Below are 20,562 nucleotides of genomic sequence, written 5' to 3' on the forward strand. Positions count from 1 at the left end.
TACCGCATGACCGTTCGAGGCCGCATCTTCCTATTTCAAATCGTCATTCTCGCCCTTGTCGGACTGATTTCAGGACTGGCATTCGCAACACTCCAGCTGACAGAGGAATTCGTCCGCCGAATCGACAGCGTCCACGGGCGGTTCGAGGCGCTCGCCGAACTCAATGGGCATGCCAACAATTACACCGAGCAACTCGCTGAAGTCTTGCTGCTTGGGCCCGAGCAAATGCCGGATTTCGAAGCGGCACGAGAAGCAGTGAAATCCGGATTCTACAAGCTGGAGGGCGCCACTCGCGAGGAACTCGGCGCTCTCGGATATTGGAGCGATAGACGCCAGGAGGAGGCCGAACTCAGATTCGTCGGCCGCATCAAGGCGCTGTTTGAGGCGATAGATCGGGCCGCCCAGCGACTGTTTAGCCAGCGAACAAAGGGGGATCCAAAGGGCATCGTAGACGCCTTCCGCAACGATGTGGAGCATCGACTAGAGAACGATCTCGAAGAAATGATTGAAGCCGCTTTGCACGAGGAGCGCAGGGAGGTTGGAGAGGAACTCGCCGGCGTCCGTGGCGCACAATGGCGACTGCTACTGCTGACCGGCGGCTTCGCTGCGTTGCTCACGCTGGGCAGTCTAGGGTTCGGCCTCGTCCTGCGACGATCAATCGCCACACCTGTGCGTGAACTGAACGAAAGCGCCAAAGCCATCGCTGCGGGCAAGCTCGACCATCGCGTTTCCGCGACCGGACGCGACGAGTTCGCTTCCCTCTCGCGAAGTTTCAACAGCATGGCCGAGGCCCTCGAGATCGAACGTGCTGCTCTGATTTCGGTACAGGACCGCTTGGAGGCGGAGGTTCAGTTGCGCACCCGTGAACTGCGGAAAGCCAATGAGCAACTGAGAGCTATCGATAGCCGACGCACACAATTTTTTGCGGAGGCAAGCCACGAACTCCGCACGCCGTTGACGATTCTCCGCGGAGAGGCCGACGTTGCCCTCCGCGGCCAACCGCGTGTTCGACCTTACCGCGAAGCTCTGAGCCGAATCCGCAATTACGCTGAAGATATGGCTCGCAACCTGGGGGACCTTCTGGCATTCGCCCGCTCCGAAGCCGAAAATTTCAGGTTCTCCTTGCACAACATCGATACCGGTGAGGTTGTGAAGGCGGCCGTTCAGGAGGCTTCCGTACTCGCAGGTCCCAAGCAGATATCCGTTGATCTGTCGCTCAACCCAGACCATTGCCTCATTCGGGGTGACGCCCAGCGCCTAAAGCAAGCGCTGCTGATCGGCTTCGACAACGCCATAAAGTACTCAAAGCCATATCAGACGATAGCAGTCGAGGTGGCTGAGCATCATGAAATGCTTGAGATCGCCATCCGCGACAACGGTTCAGGGATCGATGCCAACGATCTCCCGTTCGTGTTTGACCGTTATTATCGCGGGCGTGTCGGCGGGAGGTCCGCAGCCGACGGCCTTGGTGTTGGCCTCGCGATCGCCAAGGAGATTATAGACGGGCACAATGGCACAATCGGCCTTGAAGGAATTGAGCCTTCGGGAACCCTCCTCAGAATCAGACTGCCGCTGGTACATCGCACCCATGATTCGAATCCTGATCGTTGAAGACGACCGGCGTGTCTCCGACTTTCTCCGCCGGGGGTTGGAGGCCGAAGGCTTCCACGTGAGTGTCGCGGAGGACGGTCGCGAGGGACTAGCCATTATTCGTACGGATCCATTCGATCTCGTGATCCTGGACCGTCTGCTTCCCTACCTGGACGGCCTTGAGCTGTGCCGGATCGTGCGATTGGAGCAGCGGCCGGTTCTCATCCTGATGCTGACCGCGAAGGAGACAATTCAGGATCGCGTAGATGGGCTCAAGGTCGGTGCCGACGATTACCTGACGAAACCGTTTGCGTTTGATGAACTGGTGGCCAGGATTGACGCGCTGCGCCGACGCCGTCAGGGTGCAGTGGATCGGCAGTTGCTTCGAGTGAGCCGCCTCAATCTCGACACGAGCGCTCGTCGTTTTGCGGACGGCGACCGGGAAATCAGCCTTACCCGACGTGAATTCGACCTTCTGCATTTTCTCATGCTCAATGCGGGGAAAGTGGTTAGCCGCGAGCGCATCCTCAACAATGTCTGGTCATACAGCTTCGAACCCGGGACGAAGATCGTGGAGGTATACATTCGCTATCTGCGTGCGAAGCTCGGGCCGGATGCATCGGCCAGCATTCAGACGGTTCGTGGGATCGGCTACATGCTGGTCGAGCGGAAGCCATAGAAGGTAGAGCGAAACTCTTTATCGCACCGTTCTCGCCACTCGCTGGAAACCTTCCCTTCCGCAACGCCGGTTCCACCGCTTGTTTCCGAATAGGTGTTCATTGGCTCACTTCCATGCTGCCGGCGCGCGCCGTCCACCCGCCGTGGGCATTGCCCCGCCGCGGTCCCACCTTTCCATTTGTGTTCGGGCTTGGCCGGCGACGCCGATTTGGCGGCCGTTAACCGCTTTCGTAATTCACGCCCTCTACCCCCAGGCCTGCAGCCACCCAGTCGGGGAAGCCGCCTTCGAACCGGCGCGAGGCCCAGCCTCGTGCCCTGAGGATTGCCAAGGCGTCGGCCGACAGAACGCACTGGACTCCACGACAATAGGCGACAACGACCTTTTCCCGTGGGAGCGCCGCAAGCCGCTGCTCCAACTCGTCAGCGGGAATGTTGATCGCACCCGGCAAATGCCCCGCTACGAATTCGTTCTGCGGCCTGACATCGAGCAGCACGACTTCGTCGTTTCGCATGCGGCGCACGAGTTCCTCGCGCGAGATGTTTTCCAACCTGTCCGGCTGGCTGATGCTATCGTTGATAAACTCACGGATCTGCTGGCGTCTGTGGTTTGCAAGATTTCGCAGCGCCGCAAGCACGTTTTCGATTGGGCCATCTGCAAGCCGGTACAGAACGCGTTTTCCGTCTCGCCGGGTCTGCACCAAGCCCGCTCGCTTGAGGTGCTGAAGATGCTGCGACGTATTCGCTAACGCGATCCCGGAAAGTTGCGTCAGTTGTTCGACGGCCAGTTCGCCATCGGCAATGTGACGCAACAGAACCAGCCGGTGGGCATGCCCCAAGGTGCGGGCGAGATCCGCTATTTCGTCGAAGATTGGGTGGTGAACGTCCGCGCTTTTCATATGACATAGCTAGCATCACTCAATCAATCAATCAATATGTTGAATGATTGATTCTTTTTGGCTAGTGTCTGACAAGTGAAACAGGAGATGCCAAAATGTTGGAGTTCGTTGTCCGTGCGGCCGTCATTGGAATCGGCGCGACAGCCCTGATGGATCTCTGGGGATGGTTTCTGAAGCGAATGTTCGCGATTCCACCGCTTGATTACGCCTGGGTCGGCCGCTGGATCGGGCACTTTCCACATGGACGTTTTGCACATGCGAATATCGCACAAGCTGCCCGCGTTCGCGGCGAAACCGCCATTGGATGGAGTGCGCATTACGCGACCGGCATCGTATTTGCCGCAGCGCTGATTGGAGTGTGGGGCCTCGACTGGGCACGGCACCCGACAGTGCTTCCGGCCCTGTTGATCGGCGTCTGCACCATCGTCGCCCCGTTCTTCGTGATGCAACCGGCTTTTGGGATCGGCATCGCGGCTTCGAAAGTTCCCAATCCGCGCACTGCGCGCCTGCGCAGCCTTATGGCCCATCTGTCTTTCGGGGTTGGGCTGTACGTTGCAGGATTGCTTTCGGCACTGCTACTTCCAGCCTGATGGGACACGGTCCATCCCTGGCGCCCTTCCGCCCGCTTGCACCTCGCGCCGCCTTCCGCTATAGAGCCGCCACCCGCGTAGACACCCTTGGAGGCAACGCGGCGGAAGGCCGCCTTCCCGCATGATTCCGAAAAGTGGATTCCGGTTTTCGGACCAGGTCATGCGTTAGCTATGTCGGCTTTCGACGTTTACGGCCCAGCCACGCTGACCGTGAGCGCTCCAGAACAACGCGAAAGGAAATGCCATGAGCCACGATACTTACGAGCTCAAGGCCGAAGCGCGCGAACAGGTCGGTAAGGGGTCCGCCCGTGCAGTTCGCCGCAACGGTAAAGTGCCTGCAGTGATTTACGGCGACAAGCAGCCTCCCCTGGCGATTGCGCTGACCTACAAGGACATCTACTACAAGATCCATGGCGGCGGGTTTCTGACCACGGTCGCCACGATCGATGTCGACGGCAACAAGATCCAGGTTCTGCCCAAGGATTTCCAGCTCGACCCGGTCAAGGATTTCCCTGTCCATGTCGATTTCCTGCGCATCGGCAAGGATACCGAAGTCAATGTCGACGTGCCCGTGCACTTCATCAATGAAGACAAGTCGCCCGGCATCAAGCGCGGCGGCGTGCTCAACATCGTGCGCCACGAGGTCGAGTTCCACTGCCCGGCCAATGCGATCCCGGATTTCATCACCATCGATCTCACCGGTACCGATATCGGCGATTCGATCCACATTTCGGCCATCACCTTGCCGGCCGGCGTCAAGCCGGTGATCTCCGACCGCGACTTCACCATCGCGACCATTGCCGGCTCCTCGGCGATGAAGCCGGAGGCCGCGGAAGAGACGACTGAAGCGGCTGAGCCCGAAGCGGCTCCTGCCGCCGAAGAGAAGTAACCCCTTCCCGCCCGGAGGCGACGATGCTTGTCTTTGCAGGCCTCGGCAATCCGGGCGCGAAATACGCCAACAACCGGCACAATGTCGGCTTCATGGCGGCGGACGCGATCGCCCGCCGCCATTCCTTTTCGCCCTGGTCGAAGAAATTCCAGAGCCTGATCGCCGAAGGCACGCTTGCCGGCGAAAAAGTGATCCTGATCAAGCCGCAGTCCTTCATGAACCTGTCCGGCCAGTCGGTCGGCGAAGCCTTGCGCTTCTACAAGCTCGGCCCTTCGGCGCTGACTGTCTTTTATGACGAGATCGACCTTGCCGCCGGCAAGGTGCGGGTCAAGGTCGGTGGCGGTTCCGGCGGCCACAACGGCATCCGCTCGCTCGACCAGCACGTCGGCAAGGATTTTCGCCGTGTGCGCATCGGCGTCGGCCATCCCGGCGTCAAGGAAATGGTGCACGGCCATGTGCTTGGCGATTTCGCCAAGGGCGACCGCGAATGGCTGGACGTGCTGCTCGACGCGATCGCCGATGGTGCCGGATTGCTTGCCAAGGGCGACGACAATTCGTTCATGAACCGCGTGACGCTGGCGCTGCGCGACAAGCTCACGCCGACAGACGACGACGATCGCCCGCCGCCCAAGGCGCCAAAGGCGCAAAGCCACGTCCGCCAGGCGCGGCCGCAGCAGCCGGCGGCCAAGCTGCCCGAAACCGGCCCGATGGCGGCCATGCTGAAGAAGCTTTTTGGCGGCAAGGACTGAGCCATGGATCTGGATGACATTCAGGAATTGGTCCGTCTCATCAGACAGAAGTATGTTGATTATTTCGTCGCCGCTGCCGGCGAACTTGCTCGCAACAGCCAAGGATCGCATGCGACCGAAATCAAGTTTTCCAACGTCGATTCCTTCTATCGAAATTTCATCGCGGTTGATTTCGTCAGTAATGACGGACAGCCAAATCCGCAATTCATCAACAGCGATTCCTATGTGAAATTCTCTCCGGATATTCACGCCGGGATGGGTGGAATGGATGTCCTCATCTCACCTTTCAGGTGGGATGAGGTTCATTTTAAATTCCCTATAAATGAGCTCGACGGCGATCTCTTCGACGAATGGTTTCGCGGCTGGTTCGATATCGATGGCGAGCGTGAAACATCGGAGACCGTCGGAAACGTCATTCACAGTGCGCAGTTGCTCGACGGGCAACTGACCATCGATTTCGGAACCGCTGAGGTCGACGCGTTCTGGCATCTTCTGCAAATACTGAGCAGGTCCGGCGTTCGTTCGTTGGCGATAGGCACCGATGACATCGCGCAGCGTCTGAATTGAATTGCGCCTTGACGATCATCGGCACTTTCGCCCATAGCCCTGATCAAATTTCGATTTCCCGATAGGACCAGACAAAAATGGGTTTCAAATGCGGCATCGTTGGCTTGCCCAATGTCGGCAAGTCGACGCTCTTCAATGCGTTGACCAGGACGGCGGCGGCGCAGGCCGCCAATTATCCGTTCTGCACCATCGAACCGAATACCGGCGAGGTGGCGGTGCCCGACCCGCGCCTGCAGAAGATCGCCGCGATCGGCAAGTCGAAGGAGATCATCCCGACCCGCATCTCGTTCGTCGACATTGCCGGCCTGGTGCGTGGCGCCTCCAAAGGCGAAGGGCTTGGCAACCAATTCCTCGCCAACATCCGTGAGGTCGACGCCATCGTCCATGTGCTGCGCTGCTTCGAGGATGACGACGTCACCCATGTCGAGGGCCGCATCGATCCTGTCGCTGATGCCGAGACCGTCGAAACCGAATTGATGCTTGCCGACCTCGACAGCCTTGAGCGCCGCATCGTGCAGATCCGCAAGCGTGCCGCCGGCAAGGACAAGGAAGCAGCGACCGCACTTCCGATGATGGAAGCGGCGCTTGAACTGCTGCAGGCCGGCAAGCCCGCCCGCATCCTGCTCAACGGCATCTCGGCTGAGGATCTACGCATCCTGCAGGGGCTGAATCTCTTGACCTCACACCCGGTGCTTTACGTCTGCAACGTCGCGGAAGCCGATGCCGCCACCGGCAACGCGCATACCAGGGCGGTCGAGAAGATGGCCGCCGCGCAAGGTGCCCGCACCGTTGTGATTTCCGCGGCGATCGAGGCCGAGGTCGCCCAGCTCTCGGACGAAGAGGAAATGGAATTCCTTGCAACGCTCGGTCTGGACGAACCCGGCCTGAACAAGGTCATCCGCGCCGGCTACGAGCTGCTCCAGCTCATCACCTACTTTACCGTTGGCCCCAAGGAGACACGCGCCTGGACCGTGCACAAGGGCGCCAAGGCGCCGCAGGCGGCAGGCGTCATCCACACCGATTTCGAGCGCGGCTTCATCCGCGCCCAGACCATCGCCTATGAGGATTTTGTCAGGCTGGGCGGCGAAGTCGCGGCCAAGGAGGCCGGCAAGGCGCGCGACGAAGGCAAGGAGTATGTCGTCCAGGACGGCGACATCATGCTGTTCAAGTTCAACACCTGACCTGGCGAGGGAGCCCAATGGTCACCATTGCCGTCGCTCGATGACAAACTTCAAAGCAGGGTGTCGCAGTGCCTCTTGCGCTGCTTGACGGGCCATCGTGCGGGGTCTAAGGGGCCTCTGCACCGGCCTCGCGCCTCGCCTGCCCGCGTCCGTGCGATGTGACTGACGCGCCCCCTCCAAACGAACGCTCTTTGGCAACAGCAAGGGAGACCCGGCGATGATCAAGGCCTTCGTCGTCGACAATGATCGCCTGCGCCTGGTCGACGATCTCCTGCAAAACAGCGACACTGTCGTCTGGGTCGACCTCTTCAACCCGACAAAGGAAGAAGAGACGACAATCGAGACCTGGCTCGGCATCGCCGTTCCGACCCGCGAAGAGATGGAAGAGATCGAGATCTCGAGCCGTCTCTACGTCGAGGACGGCGCCTACTTCATGACCGCCATTCTGCCTGCGCAGACCGAGGTGAACGATCCGTTGATGTCGCCGGTTACCTTCGTGCTCGCCGGCAGCAGGCTGATCACCGTGCGGTACCACGAACCGAAGGCGTTCAAGACCTTTCCGCTGCGCGCCGAAAAGGTGGCGACCGGTTGCACCAGCGGTGACACCATCCTGATCGGACTGCTGGAGGCGATCGTCGACCGCCTCGCCGACATTCTGGAGCGCGCCGGCCGCGACGTCGAGGCGATCTCGCGCGACATCTTCGAGGCACGCTCGACCAAGGTTTCCAAGCGCAACCGCGACTTCCAGGAGCTGTTGAAAGGCATTGGCCGCAAGGAGGACCTCGCCTCCTCGATCCGCGACAGCCTGATCTCGCTGCAGCGCCTTGCCGGCTTTCTCGCCCATGCCTCCACGCAAAGCAGGATGAGCAAGGACAGCCGCGCTCGCATCAAGACCTTGTCACGCGACGTCCTGTCGCTCGCCGACCACGCCACCTTCCTGTCGCAGAAGATCAGCTTCCTGCTCGACGCGACGCTCGGCATGATCTCGATCGAGCAGAACGCCATCATCAAGATCTTCTCCGTCGCCGCTGTCATCTTCCTGCCGCCGACGCTTGTCGCTTCGATCTACGGCATGAATTTCGACATCATCCCTGAGCTCAAATGGCACTTTGGCTATCCCTTCGCCATCGGCATGATGGTGCTTTCGGCAATCCTGCCCTTCTGGTATTTCCGCCGCCGCGGCTGGCTATAGGGTCGTCAATACCGCGTTGCGGCTTGGGCGCAGCGGGCTGGCGCAATAGAAATTGCTTGACCAAATGCCACGCTGCCTGCATCCGGGACCCGGACCCGTAGCGATCGTACAATCCTGAACAGGATTTCCAGACCATGACCGCAAAGACCTGGGCTTATGAGGATTTTGTCGAGGGCGCTTCGCTCGACCTCGGCACCAAGCTGGTAAGTGCCGCCGAAATCATAGAATTCGCCGGTGAATTCGATGCCCAGCCGATGCATCTCGACGAGGCCGCGGGCCAGGCCAGCATTCTCGGCGGGCTGGCGGCCTCGGGCTGGCACACCTGCGCCATGTTCATGCGCATGCTGTGCGATGCCTTCCTGCTCGACTCGACCTCCCAGGGCGCGTCGGGCGTCGACCAGGTCAAATGGAAACGGCCAGTCCTGGCCGGCGACCTGTTGACCGGCAGCACCACCGTCCTTGCCAAGCGACTGTCCAGATCGAAGCCCCGGCTTGGCCTGGTGACCATGCGCAGCGAGTTGTTCAACCAGCGCGGCGAAGGTGTTTTCGAGCTCGAAAACACCGTCATGTTCCTCACCCGCGAGGGCCGTGCGTGAGCCTCGACGAATTCTTCTGCATCGGTATCACCGTCACGCTCGGTTCACATCGATTCGAACCGGAGGCGATCAAGGCGTTCGCCCGCAAATACGACCCGCAGATATTCCATATCGACGAAGAGGCGGCGAGGAACAGCATATTCGGCGGGCTCTGCGCCTCGGGCTGGCACACCGCCGCCACCTGGATGAAATTGAGCCTCCAGGCTGGCATAGAGGCAGAGGTCGCCCGCTGGCCCGGTCCCGGGCCGGTGCCGGAATTCGGCCCCTCGCCCGGCTTCAAGAACCTCAAATGGCCCAAACCTGTCTATGCCGGGGAAACCGTGACTTTCACCCGCACCGCGCTGGCCCATCGCCCTATCGCCTCGCGACCGGGCTGGCGGCTGCTGACGCTCCGCTCGGAGGCCTTCGATTCGACCGGCGACAAGGTCATCGAATTCGAAAGTGCCGTGCTGGTGAAGGTGGAGTGAGCGGAGTTCTTCCCTACTCCACAAGAAGGGGAGAAGGAAGAAACGCTCAATGCCCCTCAAACCCGATCAGCGTCCTCACCGGTACGCCGAGCGCCTCTAACCTCTCGCGGCCGCCAAGGTCCGGCAGGTCGATGACGAAGCAGGCGGCGAGGATGTCGGCGCCGATCTGCCGCAATAGCTTGACGGCCGCCTCGGCCGTGCCGCCGGTGGCGATCAAATCGTCGACGAGGATTACCTTCTCGCCTGGAGAAACACCGTCTTTGTGCATCTCCATCTCGTCCAGCCCGTATTCCAGGCTGTAGGCGACGCGCACCGTCTCGGAAGGCAACTTGCCCTTCTTGCGGATCGGCACGAAGCCGGCCGAGAGCTGGTGGGCGATGGCGCCGCCGAGGATGAAGCCGCGCGCCTCGATGCCGGCGATCTTGTCGATCTTGAGGCCGGCATAGGGATGCACCAGTTCGTCGATGGCGCGGCGGAAGGCCCGCGCATTGCCGAGCAGCGTGGTGATGTCGCGAAACAGGATGCCCGGCTTGGGATAATCCGGAATGGTGCGGATCGCGGCAAGCAGCGTCTCTTCGAGCGAGGATTTCATCAAGCGGCTCTCCGGGCCTTTCAGATTCGGCTGAAGACGTGAAGGGAATGGGCCAATCGTAACCCGGTGCAGCTAAGTCCGGCTACCGCCATGTGACGCCTGACGGAAAATTGTCCGGCAAAGGGGCCACTCTGCGCCGGCAGCGATGAATCGACATGCCTGCAATGAGAAGGGCGTCTTTCGACGCCCTCGCATTCTCGTAGATCGCAGGGCTCAGTGCGCCACGCCGGCCCACACCTTGCGTTTGGTCAGGTAGACCAGTGCGCCGAACAGCAGCAGGAAGACCAGTACGCGAAAGCCGGTCTTCTTGCGGTCCTCGAGGTGTGGCTCGGCCGCCCACATCAGGAAGGCCGACACGTCACGCGAATACTGGTCGACCGTCTGCGGCGCGCCGTCATCATAGGTTACCTGGCCGTCAGAGAGCGGCTTCGGCATCTTCAGCGACACGCCGGACAGGAAGTACGGATTGTAGTACGTGCCTTCTGGTATGACCATGCCCGCCGGCGGCTGCTGGTCGTAGCCGGTCAGCAGCGAGTGGATGTAGTCGGGGCCGCCCTGGGCATACTGGGTAAAGATATCGAAGACGAAGCGCGGGAAGCCGCGTTCCACCCCGCGCGCCTTTGCCAGCAGCGACATGTCGGGCGGTGCTGCGCCGCCATTTGCCGCCGCCGCCGCCTCCACATTGGGGAACGGCGCCGGGAAATGGTCGGACGGCTTGCCGGGACGATCGAACATGTCGCCGGCATCGTTCGGTCCGTCATGGATCGTATATTCGGCCGCCAGCGTCTTGATCTGCGCATCCGAATAGCCAAGGCCCTCCAGTGTACGGAACGCCACCAAATTCATCGAATGGCAGGCCGAGCAGACTTCCTTGTAGACCTTCAGCCCGCGCTGCAGCTGGGCCTTGTCGTAGGTGCCGAACGGCCCGGCGAAGCTCCAGTCCATTTCCTTTGGTTCGTGTATTGGGAAATGCGTCGGCGCCGCCTCGTTGTGCGCCTCTTCCTGAGCGCGCGCTCCAGTGCCTGTGGCCCCAATGCCCGCGGCCACAAGGCCAAGCAGCGCCAGCGAGGTGAGAATCTTCTTCATGCAAATCCCCTTGAGATTCTCTGACGCGCTGTCATCGTCTCGAGCATGATCTTGTCCGAAAACCGGTTTCCACTTTTCGGGATCATGCTCAGCCTTTGGTTTCCGGCGCGGCCGTGGCGCCGGCAGGATGTCCACCGCCACCCTTGTTCTTCCCGAGTACCGCCTCGGTGATCGAATTCGGCAGCCGCCGCGGCGTCTCGATCAGCCCAAGTACCGGCAGCGCTACCAGGAAGAAGGCGAAGTAGAACAGCGTCGCCATCTGCGCCATGAACACATAGCTGCCCTCGGCCGGCTGCGAGCCCAGCCAGCCGAGCAGGATGGCGTCGGCCACGAACAGCCAGAAGAACAGCTTGTACCAGGGCCGGTAGACTGCCGAGCGCACCTTCGAGGTGTCGAGCCACGGCACCAGGAACAGCATGACAATCGCGCCGAACATGCAGAGCACGCCGCCGAGCTTGGAGTTGATGGGCCCGATATTGAAGGTGATAGCGCGCAGGATCGCGTAAAACGGCAGGAAGTACCATTCCGGCACAATGTGGGCCGGCGTCTTCAGGGGGTTGGCAACGGTGTAATTGTCCGGATGGCCGAGATAGTTCGGCAGATAAAAGACGAAATAGGCGAAGACGAACAGGAACACGATCATGCCGAACCCATCCTTGATGGTCGCGTAAGGCGTGAAGGCGAGCGTGTCGGTCTTCGATTTGACCTCGATGCCGGTCGGATTGTTCTGGCCGACGACGTGAAGCGCCCAGATGTGCAGCACGACGACGCCGGCGATCATGAACGGCAGCAGGTAATGCAGCGCAAAGAAGCGGTTCAGCGTCGGATTGTCGACCGCGAAGCCGCCGAGCAAAAGCTGCTGGATCCAGTCGCCGACCAGCGGGATCGCCGTGAAGAAGCCGGTGATGACGGTGGCGCCCCAGAAGCTCATCTGGCCCCAGGGCAGCACATAGCCCATGAACCCGGTCGCCATCATCAAGAGGTAAATGATGCAGCCGAGGATCCACAGCAGCTCGCGCGGCGCCTTGTAGGAGCCGTAGTACAGGCCACGGAAAATATGGATGTAGACGGCGACGAAGAAGAACGACGCGCCGTTCGAATGCAGGTAGCGCAGCAGCCAGCCCGAATTCACGTCGCGCATGATCTTCTCGACTGAATCGAAGGCGAGAGTGCTGTCGGCCGCGTAGTGCATGGCCAGCACGATGCCGGTCAGGATCTGCGCCGCCAGCATGAGCGCGAGGATGCCGCCGAAGGTCCAGGCGTAATTCAGATTGCGCGGCACCGGATAGGCGATGAAGCTGTCATAGACCAGCCGCGGCAGCGGCATGCGCGAATCGAACCAGCGTCCGATGCCGGTCTTGGGCGTATAGGTCGAGTGTCCCTCGCTCATGGAAATATCCCTTGCCTCAGCCGATACGGATCTTGGTGTCGGAAACGAATTGAAACACCGGCACCGCCATGTTCTCGGGCGCCGGTCCCTTCCGGATGCGGCCGGCCGTATCGTATTGCGAACCGTGGCATGGGCAGAACCAGCCGCCGAAATCGCCTTCCTGGCCGAGCGGGATGCAGCCAAGATGGGTGCAGACCTGGACCATCACCATCCAGGCTTCCTTGCCGGGCGTGGTCCGGTTGGCGTCGGTTGCCGGCGCGTCGGCCGGCAGGTTGGCATTGCGGGCAATTGGATCCTTGAGCTCGGCGAGATTGACCGCCTCGGCGTCCTTCATCTCTTTTTCGGTGCGGTTGCGCACGACAACCGGCTTGCCGCGCCACTTCACGACGAGCGACATTCCTGGCGTCAGCGAAGATACGTCGACCTCAACCGAGGCAAGGGCCAGCGTCGAGGCATCCGGACGCATCTGATCGATGAACGGCCAGGCGACAGCGCCCGCGCCGACCACCGCCGCCATGCCAGTGGCGACGTAGAGAAAATCACGACGGTTGGGATCCTGGGTGTCGGTTGCGCTCACGGGTGCCTGATCCTTTCGCCTTTTCCGTGCCGGCGGCCGAGCCTTGTTCCCCGCTCAATCGCGCCGGCCCGACTGCGCATGGCGAACAGGCTAGCGAATTCCTCCGGCATTTGGGACTTGGGTTTATGCGTGAAGCCTGTTTTTGTCCAGACGGGTGAAGGCACAAGGGCAGATTGTCGCGGGGGCGTAATTCGCACGTCGGAACGATTGGAAAACAGCAGCAAAACCAAATGGCTGCGTTCGCCTCGACAGCTGGCGCTGGCCAGGTTTATCCTTGGCCTATGGCGCATGTCATAGACCGCGACAAATGGGCCGAAGCGCCCGACCGCTGGCCCGACCATTGGCAGGGCGAGCTGCAAGGCGGAGCTTACGGCTCCCGCAGCTGCCTGATCTTCAACTACCTGCCCGAGATCGGCGGCGGCCCCAGGCTGCACAGCCATCCCTATTGCGAGATTTTTATCATCCGGACCGGGACCGGTCTGTTCACCGTCGGCGACCGGCAGATCGAGGCCACAGCCGGCCAGATCCTGGTCGTACCGCCGAACACGCCGCACAAATTCACCAATCTCGGGCCAGGCCCGCTGGAAACCACCGACATACACGAGAACGGCAGCTTCATCACCGAGTGGCTGGAATAACGCTTCCCAAACCGATTCCGGTTCGGATCATGCGCTGGCGCCGAGCCTGGCCAGCACAGCCTTGGGAATGCTGTATTCCCGGATCACCGTGTCGTGCTTGCGCAGGCCGCAGAGTTCGCGCTGGATGAAATACCCGTGCACCGCTTCGGCTGCATCCCTGAGCAGCCGGGCACGGTCGACACTGTCGCAATTCTCGCGCAGCCTCGTCAATGTTTCATCGACGCGCCGGCCGGCGCGGCCGAGCGCGGCCGCCTTCTCGCCGAGGATTTCATGGCCAAGCAGGTCCAACGCGCTCTCCTGCGCGCCGGACCGTCCGAAATTCGATGGCATTCTCACCGCCATGGTCTACTCCGGTTTTTAGAAACTACTCCGCCGGCCGGGTCTCGGCCAGCGCGCTCTCCTCGCTGAACAGGAAGCCGCCGGACTGCCGCTTCCACAGCCTGGCATAGAGCCCGTCGAGCCCGACCAGCTCGTCATGCGTGCCTTGCTCGACGATGCGGCCCTCGTCGAGCACCACCAGCCGGTCGAGTGCCGCAATGGTCGACAGCCGATGCGCGATGGCGATGACCGTCTTGCCTTCCATCAGCCTTGCCAGATTTTCCTGGATCGCCGCCTCGATGTCGGAATCGAGCGCCGAGGTCGCCTCATCGAGCACCAAGATCGGTGCATCCTTGAGGAAGACGCGGGCGATCGCCACGCGCTGGCGCTGGCCGCCGGAGAGCTTGACGCCGCGCTCGCCGACATAGGCCTCGTAGCCGATACGATCGCGATTGTCGCGCAGGCCGAGGATGAACTCGTGCGCCTCGGCCTTCTTCGCTGCCGCGACCACCTCGGCGTCGGTCGCTTCCGGCATGCCGAGCTTGATGTTGTCGCGCAGCGAGCGGTGGAAAAGTGCCGTATCCTGGCTGACGACGCCGATATTGGCGCGCAGCGAATTCTGCGTGACCCTGGAGACGTCCTGCCCGTCAATGGTGATCTTGCCGCTCTCGAGGTCGTAGAGGCGCAGGATCAGATTGACCAAGGTCGTCTTGCCGGCGCCGGACGGGCCGACCAGGCCGACCTTTTCGCCCGGCCGCACGACGAGGTCGATGCCGTCGAGCACGCCGGACCCCTTGCCGTAGTGGAACTCGACATTGCTGACGTCGATACGCCCGCCGCCGACGACAATCTCTTTCGCGTCCGGCGCATCGGTCAGGCCGAGCGGCTGTGAGATCAGCGCCTTGGAGTTTTCCAGCACGCCGAGGTTCCGCAAGATGCCGTTGAGCTGCATCATCAGCCGGCCGAGCAGCATGTTCAGCCGCAGCACCAAAGACAGCGTGAAAGCCACGGCGCCGACTGTGATCGAACCCTCGACCCAGAGATAAACGGCAAAGCAGGCGATCGCCGTGATCATAATGCCCGACAGCATCGTCAGTGCCATGCGCACGCCGGTCAGCCTGCGGGTGAATGGGCGCAGCGCGTCGAGATAGATGTCGAAGCCGTTCCTGATGTAGCGGTCGTCGCCATCGGCCGAGAACAGTTTCAGCGTCTGGACGTTCGAATAGGAATCGACAAGGCGGCCGGTGATCATCGAGCCGGCTTCGGCGGTGGCTTCGGCATGTTTGCGGATTGCCGGCAAATAGCGCCTGGCCAGAAAGCCGAAGGCGGTAATCCAGATCACCACCAGCACCGCCAGCCGGAGATCGAGCCCGGCGACCAGCGCCAGCGTCGTCACCGTATAGACGACCATGAACCAGACGACCTCGATGAAGCTTTCCATCAGATCGCCGGTCGCCTGTCCCGCCTGCCAGACCTTGGTCGCGATACGTCCGGCAAAGTCGTTCTGGAAGAAGGCGTAGGATTGGCGCGAGACATGGCGATGCGCCTGCCAGCGCACCAGATTATAGAAACCCGGCGTGATCGTCTGCTCGTCGACCAGCGCCGACAGGCCGACGACGATGGTGCGGATGACCAGCACCACCGCGATCATGAAGACAAGTTCCGGGCCGGCGGCAGTCCACAACGCGTGCCAGCTGCGTTCGCCGGGAAGCTGGTCGAGGATGTCGACCAGCCGCCCGACGAAATAGAACAGTCCGGCTTCGACTAACGGCGCGATGCCGCCGATCAGCAGCATGGCGAAGAAGGCGATCTTCGCCTGCCCGACATAATGCCAGAGAAAACCCCTGACGCCGGCAGGTGGCCGAAGGTCCGCAGGCTCCCGGAATGGATAGACCCAGTTCTCGAACCAGCGGTAGATGGCAGTCATTCGGCGGCTTCACCCTTGACGAGTGCATCGTTGGCGGCTGCATCGTTGACAGAGGGGCCGTCGTCGAGCAGGAAGCCGCCCGACTGGCGCTGCCAGAGCTGGGCGTAGAGCCCGCCGCTGGCAACCAGTTCCTCATGCGAACCTTCCTCGATGACGCGGCCCTTGTCCATGACGACGAGCCGGTCCATGGCCGCGATCGTCGACAGCCGGTGCGCAATGGCGATGACGGTCTTGCCTTGCATCAGTCTGTAGAGGTTCTCCTGGATGGCCGCCTCGGCCTCGGAATCGAGGGCGGAGGTCGCTTCGTCGAGGATAAGGATTGGTGCGTCCTTCAGCATAACACGGGCTATGGCGATGCGTTGCCGCTGGCCGCCGGACAATTTGACGCCGCGATCACCGACATGCGCGTCGAAACCCTTTCGACCGTTAGAATCCGACAATCCGGCGATGAAATCCAGCGCCTCGGCGCGCCGCGCCGCCTCGATCAGCATCTGGTCACTGGCGTCCGGCCGGCCATAGAGGATATTCTCGCGCACCGAGCGATGCAGCAGCGAGGTGTCCTGCGTGACCATGCCGATCTGGGCGCGCAGCGAGTCCTGCGTCACCGCCGCAATGTCCTGGCCGTCGATCAGGACCTTGCCGCTTTCGAGGTCATAGAAGCGCAACAGAAGATTGACCAGCGTCGACTTGCCGGCACCCGAACGGCCAACGATGCCGACCTTCTCGCCCGGCTTCACCGTCAGCGACAGGCTTTCGATCACGCCCTTCTGCTTGCCATAATGGAAGCGGATGTCCTCAAAACGGATCTCCCCCTTGGTCACGGCAATATCCTTGGCGCCAGGCCGGTCTTCGACGAGGCGCGGCAGCGAGATCGAGGCGATGCCGTCCTGCACCGTGCCGATATTCTCGAACAGCGTGGACATCTCCCACATGATCCATTGCGACATGCCCCAGAGCCGAAGCACGAGGCCGATGACCAGGGCGACGGCGCCGATCGTCACGGCTTGGCCGAGCCACAGCCATAGCGAGATTGCGGTGACCGAAAACAACAGCAGCGAATTCAGGACGTAGAGCAGGCCGTAGAGCTGTGTCACCAGCCGCATCGACCGGTAGACTGTATCGAGAAAGCCGGCCATACCGTCCTTGGCGAAGGATGCCTCGCGCCGCGCATGCGAGAACAGCTTGACCGTCTGGATGTTGGAGTAGCTGTCGACGACACGGCCGGTCATGGTTGAGCGCGCATTGGCCTGCTCCTCGCCGACCTTGCCCAGCCGCGGGATGAAATAGCGCAACAGCAGGACATATCCGGCAAGCCAGACGGCAAGCGGCGCAGCCAGCCGCCAGTCTGCCGAGCCGACAATGAACAGCATGCCGAGAAAATAGACGACGATATAGTTGAGCACATCGATGAGCTTGATGACGCACTCGCGCACCGCGAGCGCGGTCTGCATCAGCTTGGTCGCGATGCGCCCGGCAAACTCGTCCTGATAGAAGCTCATCGACTGCTTGAGCAGGTATCGATGCACCTGCCAGCGGATACGCATCGGATAATTACCCATCAGCGTCTGCTGGTTGAGCAGCGAATGGAACCAGACCGTCGCCGGCAGCGCGAAAACCACGATGAAGGCCATGCCGACCAGCTTCAAGCCTTCGGTCTGCAGGAACGTCTCGCGATTCTGTCCGGACAGCCAGTCGACGATCCGGCCCATGAAGCCGAACATCCACACCTCGGCAAGGGCGATGGCCGTCACCAGTACCGCATCGAGAGCGATGTAGGGCCACGCGCCGCGCGTATAATGCACGCAGAAGGCGATCAGTGTCCGCGGCGGCTCGACCGGCTCCTTGGCAGGGAACGGATCGAGCCTTTTTTCAAACCAGCTAAACATAGAGATGCTCACAATACTGTTTCCGCTCACGCGGCACGCGAACGGACGAGGTGTCCAGACCGCATGGCGTCAAGGACCGGCGATACGGAATCGTCCGCCTCGCCGGTCCTGCTTCGCGCTATATAGGTTGTCGCGGGCCTTTCGCCGACAGTCTCGTTTGACGATGCTGACGACGTTTTGACGATCCGGATTTTCGTGCTGGTTTTTGCACCAGGCCGGATCAGCCTGATGATCCGGCGCACCAGCGACGGCCGGCTATAGTCCGGAACGGCGCGCGAGAAATCGACGTCCGGCAGCATGCCGCGATGCGGACGCCGGCGGGTCTCGGCGTGAACCGCCGTCGAGTAGGTCTCGCCGATCAAAAGCGCCCAGGTCGCAGTCTTGCGCTCGTGCAGGCTTCTTGAGCCGGGTATTCTACAGGGATCGAACATCGGTCCGTCCTCCAGTTGAAGATGCAGATAGAAGGGTGAACCAACCCAGGCCGCGGACACGCGCGGCGCGGCAAAGGTGGCATCGGTCGAAGCGTGTTCAGGTGGGGCGTTCAGCCCCTTCCACAGCTTGAAAAACATCGCAGGATTCCTTCAAAGGCCGAAAAAGGTTTCGGCGGGAATCGGTGCGATTGAAGTCTAGAAGGTCAGGAGAATCGTCGTACCGAAACCGCCGTCGGGCTGGTAAGCCCACGAGAGGGGTGGTGGATGTGCATGGCCATCATGAATTACCCCTCCATCGGTTCGGGTTGACAATGCTGGCCGTATAACCGACTTCGCAGAAAATGACCACCCGCCAGTCCAGGAATTTCCAAAACCGCGAGAGCTCTGTGGCTGATCTGCCACTTATTAGAAAGACGCGGAAATGAACGACCGTCTCCGTATCGCGCTCTACCAGCCTGATATCGCCGGCAACACCGGGACAATCCTGCGCTTCGCCGCTTGCCTCGGTCTCGGCGTCGACATCATCGAACCGGCGGGCTTCCCGCTCGGTGACCGGGCGCTGAAACGCGCCGGCATGGACTACCTCGAAATGGCGGCGCTCACCCGCCATGTCGACTGGCACGCCTTCGAGGACTGGCGCAAGCTTGCCAAGCGGCGGCTGGTGCTGCTGTCGACCAAAGCAGCTGCCGCCTACACGGATTTCGCCTTTGCCGGCGACGACATTCTCTTGTTCGGCCGTGAATCCGCAGGCGTGCCGGACGCCGTTCACGAGGCGGCGGATGCGCGACTGATCATCCCGATGCAGCCCGGCGCGCGCAGCATCAACGTCGCGCTTTCCGTTGCGATGGTGGCGGCCGAGGCGATCCGGCAGCTCCGCTAGGATGTGTACGCGATCGCCGGCCGCAGCGACCAAGGCGTCGTCCTCACGCAACACTGCGTCCTCTCCGGTCATTCTCATCCAGACGCCCATCGCCTTCTCCTGCCGTTTGCATCTTCGAGGCTTCTTCGCTACAAGCTCAACTTAACTTGAGGTCAAGCGGAAAATCGGAGATGGCTGCGGCAACGGAATTAACAGTCGGCCAGGTGGCGATGCGCAGCGGCGTGGCGGTGTCGGCGCTGCATTTCTACGAAGCACGCGGGCTGATCCGCAGCCACCGCACATCAGGCAACCAGCGGCGTTATGGCCGCGACGTGCTGCGACGGGTGGCGATCATCAAGGTAGCTCAGGAGGTCGGCATTTCGCTGGCCGAGATCGGCACAGCCCTTCGATCATTGCCTGAAGGCCGGACGCCGACGCGCGAGGATTGGAACCTGCTTTCGACGGCTTGGCGCGATGACCTCGACCAGAAAATTAGTCAGCTCAAGAAGCTGCGCGACGGGCTGAGCGACTGCATCGGCTGCGGCTGCATGTCGATCAACAAATGTCCGCTGCGGAATAAGAACGACAGGCTGGCAAGGGACGGCGCGGGCGCCCGCAGGCTGGTCGTGCGTTGAAGCCATGACGGTCTGGACGGGTTCAGCGAACTTATCCTGTCCGTTAGTCACTATACAGTCTTGTGAAGTTCATGTGCCCGTGCTTGATACGCCCCTGCAACTAACCTTGGGGGCAGAATTGAAATTTGCATACAAGACTTACGCCGTGTTGCTTGGCGCCATTGTGTTGGCTGGATGCATGCCGAGCGAAGGTGAATGGAATACGGCAAGGACTTTGGTTCAAGGCAGTCCTGCCATGTATAAGAAAGTGCTTACGGAATGCATCAGGCATTCGGAGCAATCGCCTCTCAGTTCGAAGCAGGAAGCTGGCAAGATCATGAATGTCAGCGCAGCCGCGGCGCCACGTGTCTGGTGCGGAAGAACCGTGCGGGCCTTCGCGAATGGGCGCCTGACGTATGCCGAGATGAAAAGAGCGCATCTTGGAACGGGCGACAGAAGCGTGTTTATCAAGATCGTTCAGGGCAGATGAACTAGCCCTGATACGTTCAGCCTCGAGACCGGAGCGTTAATCGGCCGCCGGCAGCCGCCTGATGGTGAATTCGATGACGTCGCCCGGCCGCTCGAACCAGCTTTCGATCTCGGTCCAATAGGCCTGCTTGGGAAAGCGCTCGAACCATTCCTTCGCCTTGAGACGAGCATCGGAGCGCGGCAGCACGAACGTCTCGCGCAGGAAGCCGTCGCGCGGCATGCGCGCGTTCTCGGCGCGCGAACGGTCGAGCCTCTTCTTCAGGCCATCCAGCGGCGGTCTTGCCGGGGTGCGCACGAAAGAACTCCATTCACACATGACCCTTGCACCCAAGAGATTAGGGATCGCGGCCGGAAAAGACG

The 20,562-nt window shown here is 61.3% G+C and carries 24 protein-coding genes; 14 read left to right on the forward strand and 10 right to left on the reverse strand.

The window, feature by feature from the left end:
• The first annotated feature begins 6 nt into the window (after window positions 1-6).
• Together NKJ20_RS07170 and NKJ20_RS07175 are read left to right on the forward strand one after the other, a co-directional pair.
• Window positions 7-1,611 carry a sensor histidine kinase gene (locus NKJ20_RS07170; RefSeq protein ID WP_352743279.1) on the forward strand — a complete coding sequence of 535 codons (1,605 nt, stop codon included), beginning with the start codon at window positions 7-9 and terminating at the stop codon, window positions 1,609-1,611.
• Window positions 1,589-2,269 carry a response regulator transcription factor gene (locus NKJ20_RS07175; RefSeq protein ID WP_352743281.1) on the forward strand — a complete coding sequence of 227 codons (681 nt, stop codon included), beginning with the start codon at window positions 1,589-1,591 and terminating at the stop codon, window positions 2,267-2,269. The genes NKJ20_RS07170 and NKJ20_RS07175 overlap by 23 nt, the downstream gene beginning before the upstream one ends.
• Window positions 2,270-2,486: 217 nt before the next feature.
• On the opposite strand, the gene NKJ20_RS07180 is transcribed toward NKJ20_RS07175, so the two are convergent.
• The gene (locus NKJ20_RS07180) at window positions 2,487-3,164 is read right to left on the reverse strand and encodes an ArsR/SmtB family transcription factor (protein WP_352450508.1); all 678 of its coding nucleotides are present in this window, start codon (window positions 3,162-3,164) and stop codon (window positions 2,487-2,489) included.
• Between the two features lie 95 nt (window positions 3,165-3,259).
• Between NKJ20_RS07180 and NKJ20_RS07185 the strand changes: the two genes are divergently transcribed.
• The 8 genes from NKJ20_RS07185 to NKJ20_RS07220 all read left to right on the forward strand — a co-directional run bounded on the left by NKJ20_RS07185 (window position 3,260) and on the right by NKJ20_RS07220 (window position 9,395).
• Entirely contained in the window at window positions 3,260-3,754 is a 495-nt protein-coding gene (locus NKJ20_RS07185) for a DUF2938 domain-containing protein (protein WP_352450509.1), read from the forward strand.
• Window positions 3,755-3,998: 244 nt separating this feature from the next.
• Entirely contained in the window at window positions 3,999-4,643 is a 645-nt protein-coding gene (locus NKJ20_RS07190; protein ID WP_023678438.1) for a 50S ribosomal protein L25/general stress protein Ctc, read from the forward strand.
• Window positions 4,644-4,666: 23 nt separating this feature from the next.
• Entirely contained in the window at window positions 4,667-5,392 is a 726-nt protein-coding gene (gene pth / locus NKJ20_RS07195; protein WP_352743283.1) for an aminoacyl-tRNA hydrolase, read from the forward strand.
• Window positions 5,393-5,395: 3 nt separating this feature from the next.
• Window positions 5,396-5,959 (forward strand): hypothetical protein, encoded by a 564-nt coding sequence (locus NKJ20_RS07200; protein ID WP_352645069.1) that lies wholly within the window; start codon window positions 5,396-5,398, stop codon window positions 5,957-5,959.
• Between the two features lie 77 nt (window positions 5,960-6,036).
• Window positions 6,037-7,140 (forward strand): redox-regulated ATPase YchF, encoded by a 1,104-nt coding sequence (gene ychF / locus NKJ20_RS07205; protein WP_352469740.1) that lies wholly within the window; start codon window positions 6,037-6,039, stop codon window positions 7,138-7,140.
• Between the two features lie 217 nt (window positions 7,141-7,357).
• Window positions 7,358-8,332, forward strand: coding sequence for a magnesium/cobalt transporter CorA (gene corA / locus NKJ20_RS07210; RefSeq protein WP_352637247.1), 975 nt, complete (start codon window positions 7,358-7,360; stop codon window positions 8,330-8,332).
• 134 nt (window positions 8,333-8,466) lie between these two features.
• Complete coding sequence (locus NKJ20_RS07215) at window positions 8,467-8,928, forward strand: MaoC family dehydratase (RefSeq protein ID WP_352743286.1); 462 nt, start codon at window positions 8,467-8,469, stop codon at window positions 8,926-8,928.
• On the forward strand, window positions 8,925-9,395 hold the full coding sequence (locus NKJ20_RS07220; RefSeq protein WP_352743288.1) for a MaoC family dehydratase: 471 nt from the start codon (window positions 8,925-8,927) through the stop codon (window positions 9,393-9,395). Before NKJ20_RS07215 ends, NKJ20_RS07220 begins: the two co-directional genes overlap by 4 nt.
• Before the next feature lie 46 nt (window positions 9,396-9,441).
• Here the strand turns inward: NKJ20_RS07220 and NKJ20_RS07225 are convergent, their stop codons facing one another.
• The 4 genes from NKJ20_RS07225 to petA all read right to left on the reverse strand — a co-directional run bounded on the left by NKJ20_RS07225 (window position 9,442) and on the right by petA (window position 13,040).
• Window positions 9,442-9,987: an adenine phosphoribosyltransferase gene (locus NKJ20_RS07225; protein WP_352469734.1), complete on the reverse strand. Its 546-nt coding sequence runs from the start codon at window positions 9,985-9,987 to the stop codon at window positions 9,442-9,444.
• Window positions 9,988-10,200: 213 nt separating this feature from the next.
• On the reverse strand, window positions 10,201-11,073 hold the full coding sequence (locus tag NKJ20_RS07230; RefSeq protein ID WP_352743290.1) for a cytochrome c1: 873 nt from the start codon (window positions 11,071-11,073) through the stop codon (window positions 10,201-10,203).
• Between the two features lie 88 nt (window positions 11,074-11,161).
• Window positions 11,162-12,463, reverse strand: coding sequence for a cytochrome b (locus tag NKJ20_RS07235; RefSeq protein WP_352586768.1), 1,302 nt, complete (start codon window positions 12,461-12,463; stop codon window positions 11,162-11,164).
• A gap of 16 nt (window positions 12,464-12,479) precedes the next feature.
• Complete coding sequence (petA, locus tag NKJ20_RS07240; RefSeq protein WP_352541007.1) at window positions 12,480-13,040, reverse strand: ubiquinol-cytochrome c reductase iron-sulfur subunit; 561 nt, start codon at window positions 13,038-13,040, stop codon at window positions 12,480-12,482.
• Window positions 13,041-13,321: 281 nt separating this feature from the next.
• Here petA and NKJ20_RS07245 point away from each other — a divergent pair, with 281 nt between their 5' ends.
• The gene (locus tag NKJ20_RS07245; protein ID WP_352450559.1) at window positions 13,322-13,678 is read left to right on the forward strand and encodes a cupin domain-containing protein; all 357 of its coding nucleotides are present in this window, start codon (window positions 13,322-13,324) and stop codon (window positions 13,676-13,678) included.
• Between the two features lie 27 nt (window positions 13,679-13,705).
• Here NKJ20_RS07245 and NKJ20_RS07250 read toward each other — a convergent pair whose 3' ends face one another.
• From NKJ20_RS07250 to NKJ20_RS07265, 4 genes are read right to left on the reverse strand one after another with little or no spacing between them, the layout of a single operon-like run.
• A complete protein-coding gene (locus NKJ20_RS07250; protein WP_352743292.1) occupies window positions 13,706-14,020 on the reverse strand; it encodes a DUF6665 family protein in 315 nt (104 codons plus the stop codon).
• A 22-nt stretch (window positions 14,021-14,042) separates the two neighbouring features.
• On the reverse strand, window positions 14,043-15,923 hold the full coding sequence (locus NKJ20_RS07255; RefSeq protein ID WP_352450518.1) for an ABC transporter ATP-binding protein: 1,881 nt from the start codon (window positions 15,921-15,923) through the stop codon (window positions 14,043-14,045).
• Entirely contained in the window at window positions 15,920-17,809 is a 1,890-nt protein-coding gene (locus NKJ20_RS07260) for an ABC transporter ATP-binding protein (RefSeq protein WP_352615537.1), read from the reverse strand. The genes NKJ20_RS07255 and NKJ20_RS07260 overlap by 4 nt, the downstream gene beginning before the upstream one ends.
• A gap of 26 nt (window positions 17,810-17,835) precedes the next feature.
• Window positions 17,836-18,378 (reverse strand): hypothetical protein, encoded by a 543-nt coding sequence (locus NKJ20_RS07265; protein ID WP_352743294.1) that lies wholly within the window; start codon window positions 18,376-18,378, stop codon window positions 17,836-17,838.
• A gap of 283 nt (window positions 18,379-18,661) precedes the next feature.
• Between NKJ20_RS07265 and NKJ20_RS07270 the strand changes: the two genes are divergently transcribed.
• From NKJ20_RS07270 to NKJ20_RS07280, 3 genes are all read left to right on the forward strand, one after another.
• Entirely contained in the window at window positions 18,662-19,120 is a 459-nt protein-coding gene (locus tag NKJ20_RS07270; protein WP_352450521.1) for a tRNA (cytidine(34)-2'-O)-methyltransferase, read from the forward strand.
• Window positions 19,121-19,290: 170 nt separating this feature from the next.
• Entirely contained in the window at window positions 19,291-19,734 is a 444-nt protein-coding gene (gene soxR / locus NKJ20_RS07275) for a redox-sensitive transcriptional activator SoxR (protein ID WP_352743295.1), read from the forward strand.
• Between the two features lie 79 nt (window positions 19,735-19,813).
• Window positions 19,814-20,203: a hypothetical protein gene (locus NKJ20_RS07280; RefSeq protein ID WP_352743297.1), complete on the forward strand. Its 390-nt coding sequence runs from the start codon at window positions 19,814-19,816 to the stop codon at window positions 20,201-20,203.
• Window positions 20,204-20,239: 36 nt separating this feature from the next.
• Here the strand turns inward: NKJ20_RS07280 and NKJ20_RS07285 are convergent, their stop codons facing one another.
• Window positions 20,240-20,497: a hypothetical protein gene (locus NKJ20_RS07285; protein ID WP_023679487.1), complete on the reverse strand. Its 258-nt coding sequence runs from the start codon at window positions 20,495-20,497 to the stop codon at window positions 20,240-20,242.
• Window positions 20,498-20,562: the final 65 nt, after the last annotated feature.

This window comes from Mesorhizobium sp. M0185, from assembly GCF_040322175.1.
Lineage (GTDB): Bacteria > Pseudomonadota > Alphaproteobacteria > Rhizobiales > Rhizobiaceae > Mesorhizobium.

What these genes read in the sequence shown, in the direction of transcription:
- NKJ20_RS07170 (WP_352743279.1), top strand. Translation starts at nt 7, where the DNA reads ATGACCGTTCGAGGCCGCATCTTCCTATTTCAAATCGTCATTCTCGCC.
- NKJ20_RS07175 (WP_352743281.1), top strand. Translation starts at nt 1,589, where the DNA reads ATGATTCGAATCCTGATCGTTGAAGACGACCGGCGTGTCTCCGACTTT.
- NKJ20_RS07180 (WP_352450508.1), bottom strand. Translation starts at nt 3,164, where the DNA reads ATGAAAAGCGCGGACGTTCACCACCCAATCTTCGACGAAATAGCGGAT.
- NKJ20_RS07185 (WP_352450509.1), top strand. Translation starts at nt 3,260, where the DNA reads ATGTTGGAGTTCGTTGTCCGTGCGGCCGTCATTGGAATCGGCGCGACA.
- NKJ20_RS07190 (WP_023678438.1), top strand. Translation starts at nt 3,999, where the DNA reads ATGAGCCACGATACTTACGAGCTCAAGGCCGAAGCGCGCGAACAGGTC.
- pth (WP_352743283.1), top strand. Translation starts at nt 4,667, where the DNA reads ATGCTTGTCTTTGCAGGCCTCGGCAATCCGGGCGCGAAATACGCCAAC.
- NKJ20_RS07200 (WP_352645069.1), top strand. Translation starts at nt 5,396, where the DNA reads ATGGATCTGGATGACATTCAGGAATTGGTCCGTCTCATCAGACAGAAG.
- ychF (WP_352469740.1), top strand. Translation starts at nt 6,037, where the DNA reads ATGGGTTTCAAATGCGGCATCGTTGGCTTGCCCAATGTCGGCAAGTCG.
- corA (WP_352637247.1), top strand. Translation starts at nt 7,358, where the DNA reads ATGATCAAGGCCTTCGTCGTCGACAATGATCGCCTGCGCCTGGTCGAC.
- NKJ20_RS07215 (WP_352743286.1), top strand. Translation starts at nt 8,467, where the DNA reads ATGACCGCAAAGACCTGGGCTTATGAGGATTTTGTCGAGGGCGCTTCG.
- NKJ20_RS07225 (WP_352469734.1), bottom strand. Translation starts at nt 9,987, where the DNA reads ATGAAATCCTCGCTCGAAGAGACGCTGCTTGCCGCGATCCGCACCATT.
- NKJ20_RS07230 (WP_352743290.1), bottom strand. Translation starts at nt 11,073, where the DNA reads ATGAAGAAGATTCTCACCTCGCTGGCGCTGCTTGGCCTTGTGGCCGCG.
- NKJ20_RS07235 (WP_352586768.1), bottom strand. Translation starts at nt 12,463, where the DNA reads ATGAGCGAGGGACACTCGACCTATACGCCCAAGACCGGCATCGGACGC.
- NKJ20_RS07245 (WP_352450559.1), top strand. Translation starts at nt 13,322, where the DNA reads ATGGCGCATGTCATAGACCGCGACAAATGGGCCGAAGCGCCCGACCGC.
- NKJ20_RS07250 (WP_352743292.1), bottom strand. Translation starts at nt 14,020, where the DNA reads ATGGCGGTGAGAATGCCATCGAATTTCGGACGGTCCGGCGCGCAGGAG.
- NKJ20_RS07255 (WP_352450518.1), bottom strand. Translation starts at nt 15,923, where the DNA reads ATGACTGCCATCTACCGCTGGTTCGAGAACTGGGTCTATCCATTCCGG.
- NKJ20_RS07260 (WP_352615537.1), bottom strand. Translation starts at nt 17,809, where the DNA reads ATGTTTAGCTGGTTTGAAAAAAGGCTCGATCCGTTCCCTGCCAAGGAG.
- NKJ20_RS07265 (WP_352743294.1), bottom strand. Translation starts at nt 18,378, where the DNA reads ATGTTTTTCAAGCTGTGGAAGGGGCTGAACGCCCCACCTGAACACGCT.
- NKJ20_RS07270 (WP_352450521.1), top strand. Translation starts at nt 18,662, where the DNA reads ATGAACGACCGTCTCCGTATCGCGCTCTACCAGCCTGATATCGCCGGC.
- soxR (WP_352743295.1), top strand. Translation starts at nt 19,291, where the DNA reads ATGGCTGCGGCAACGGAATTAACAGTCGGCCAGGTGGCGATGCGCAGC.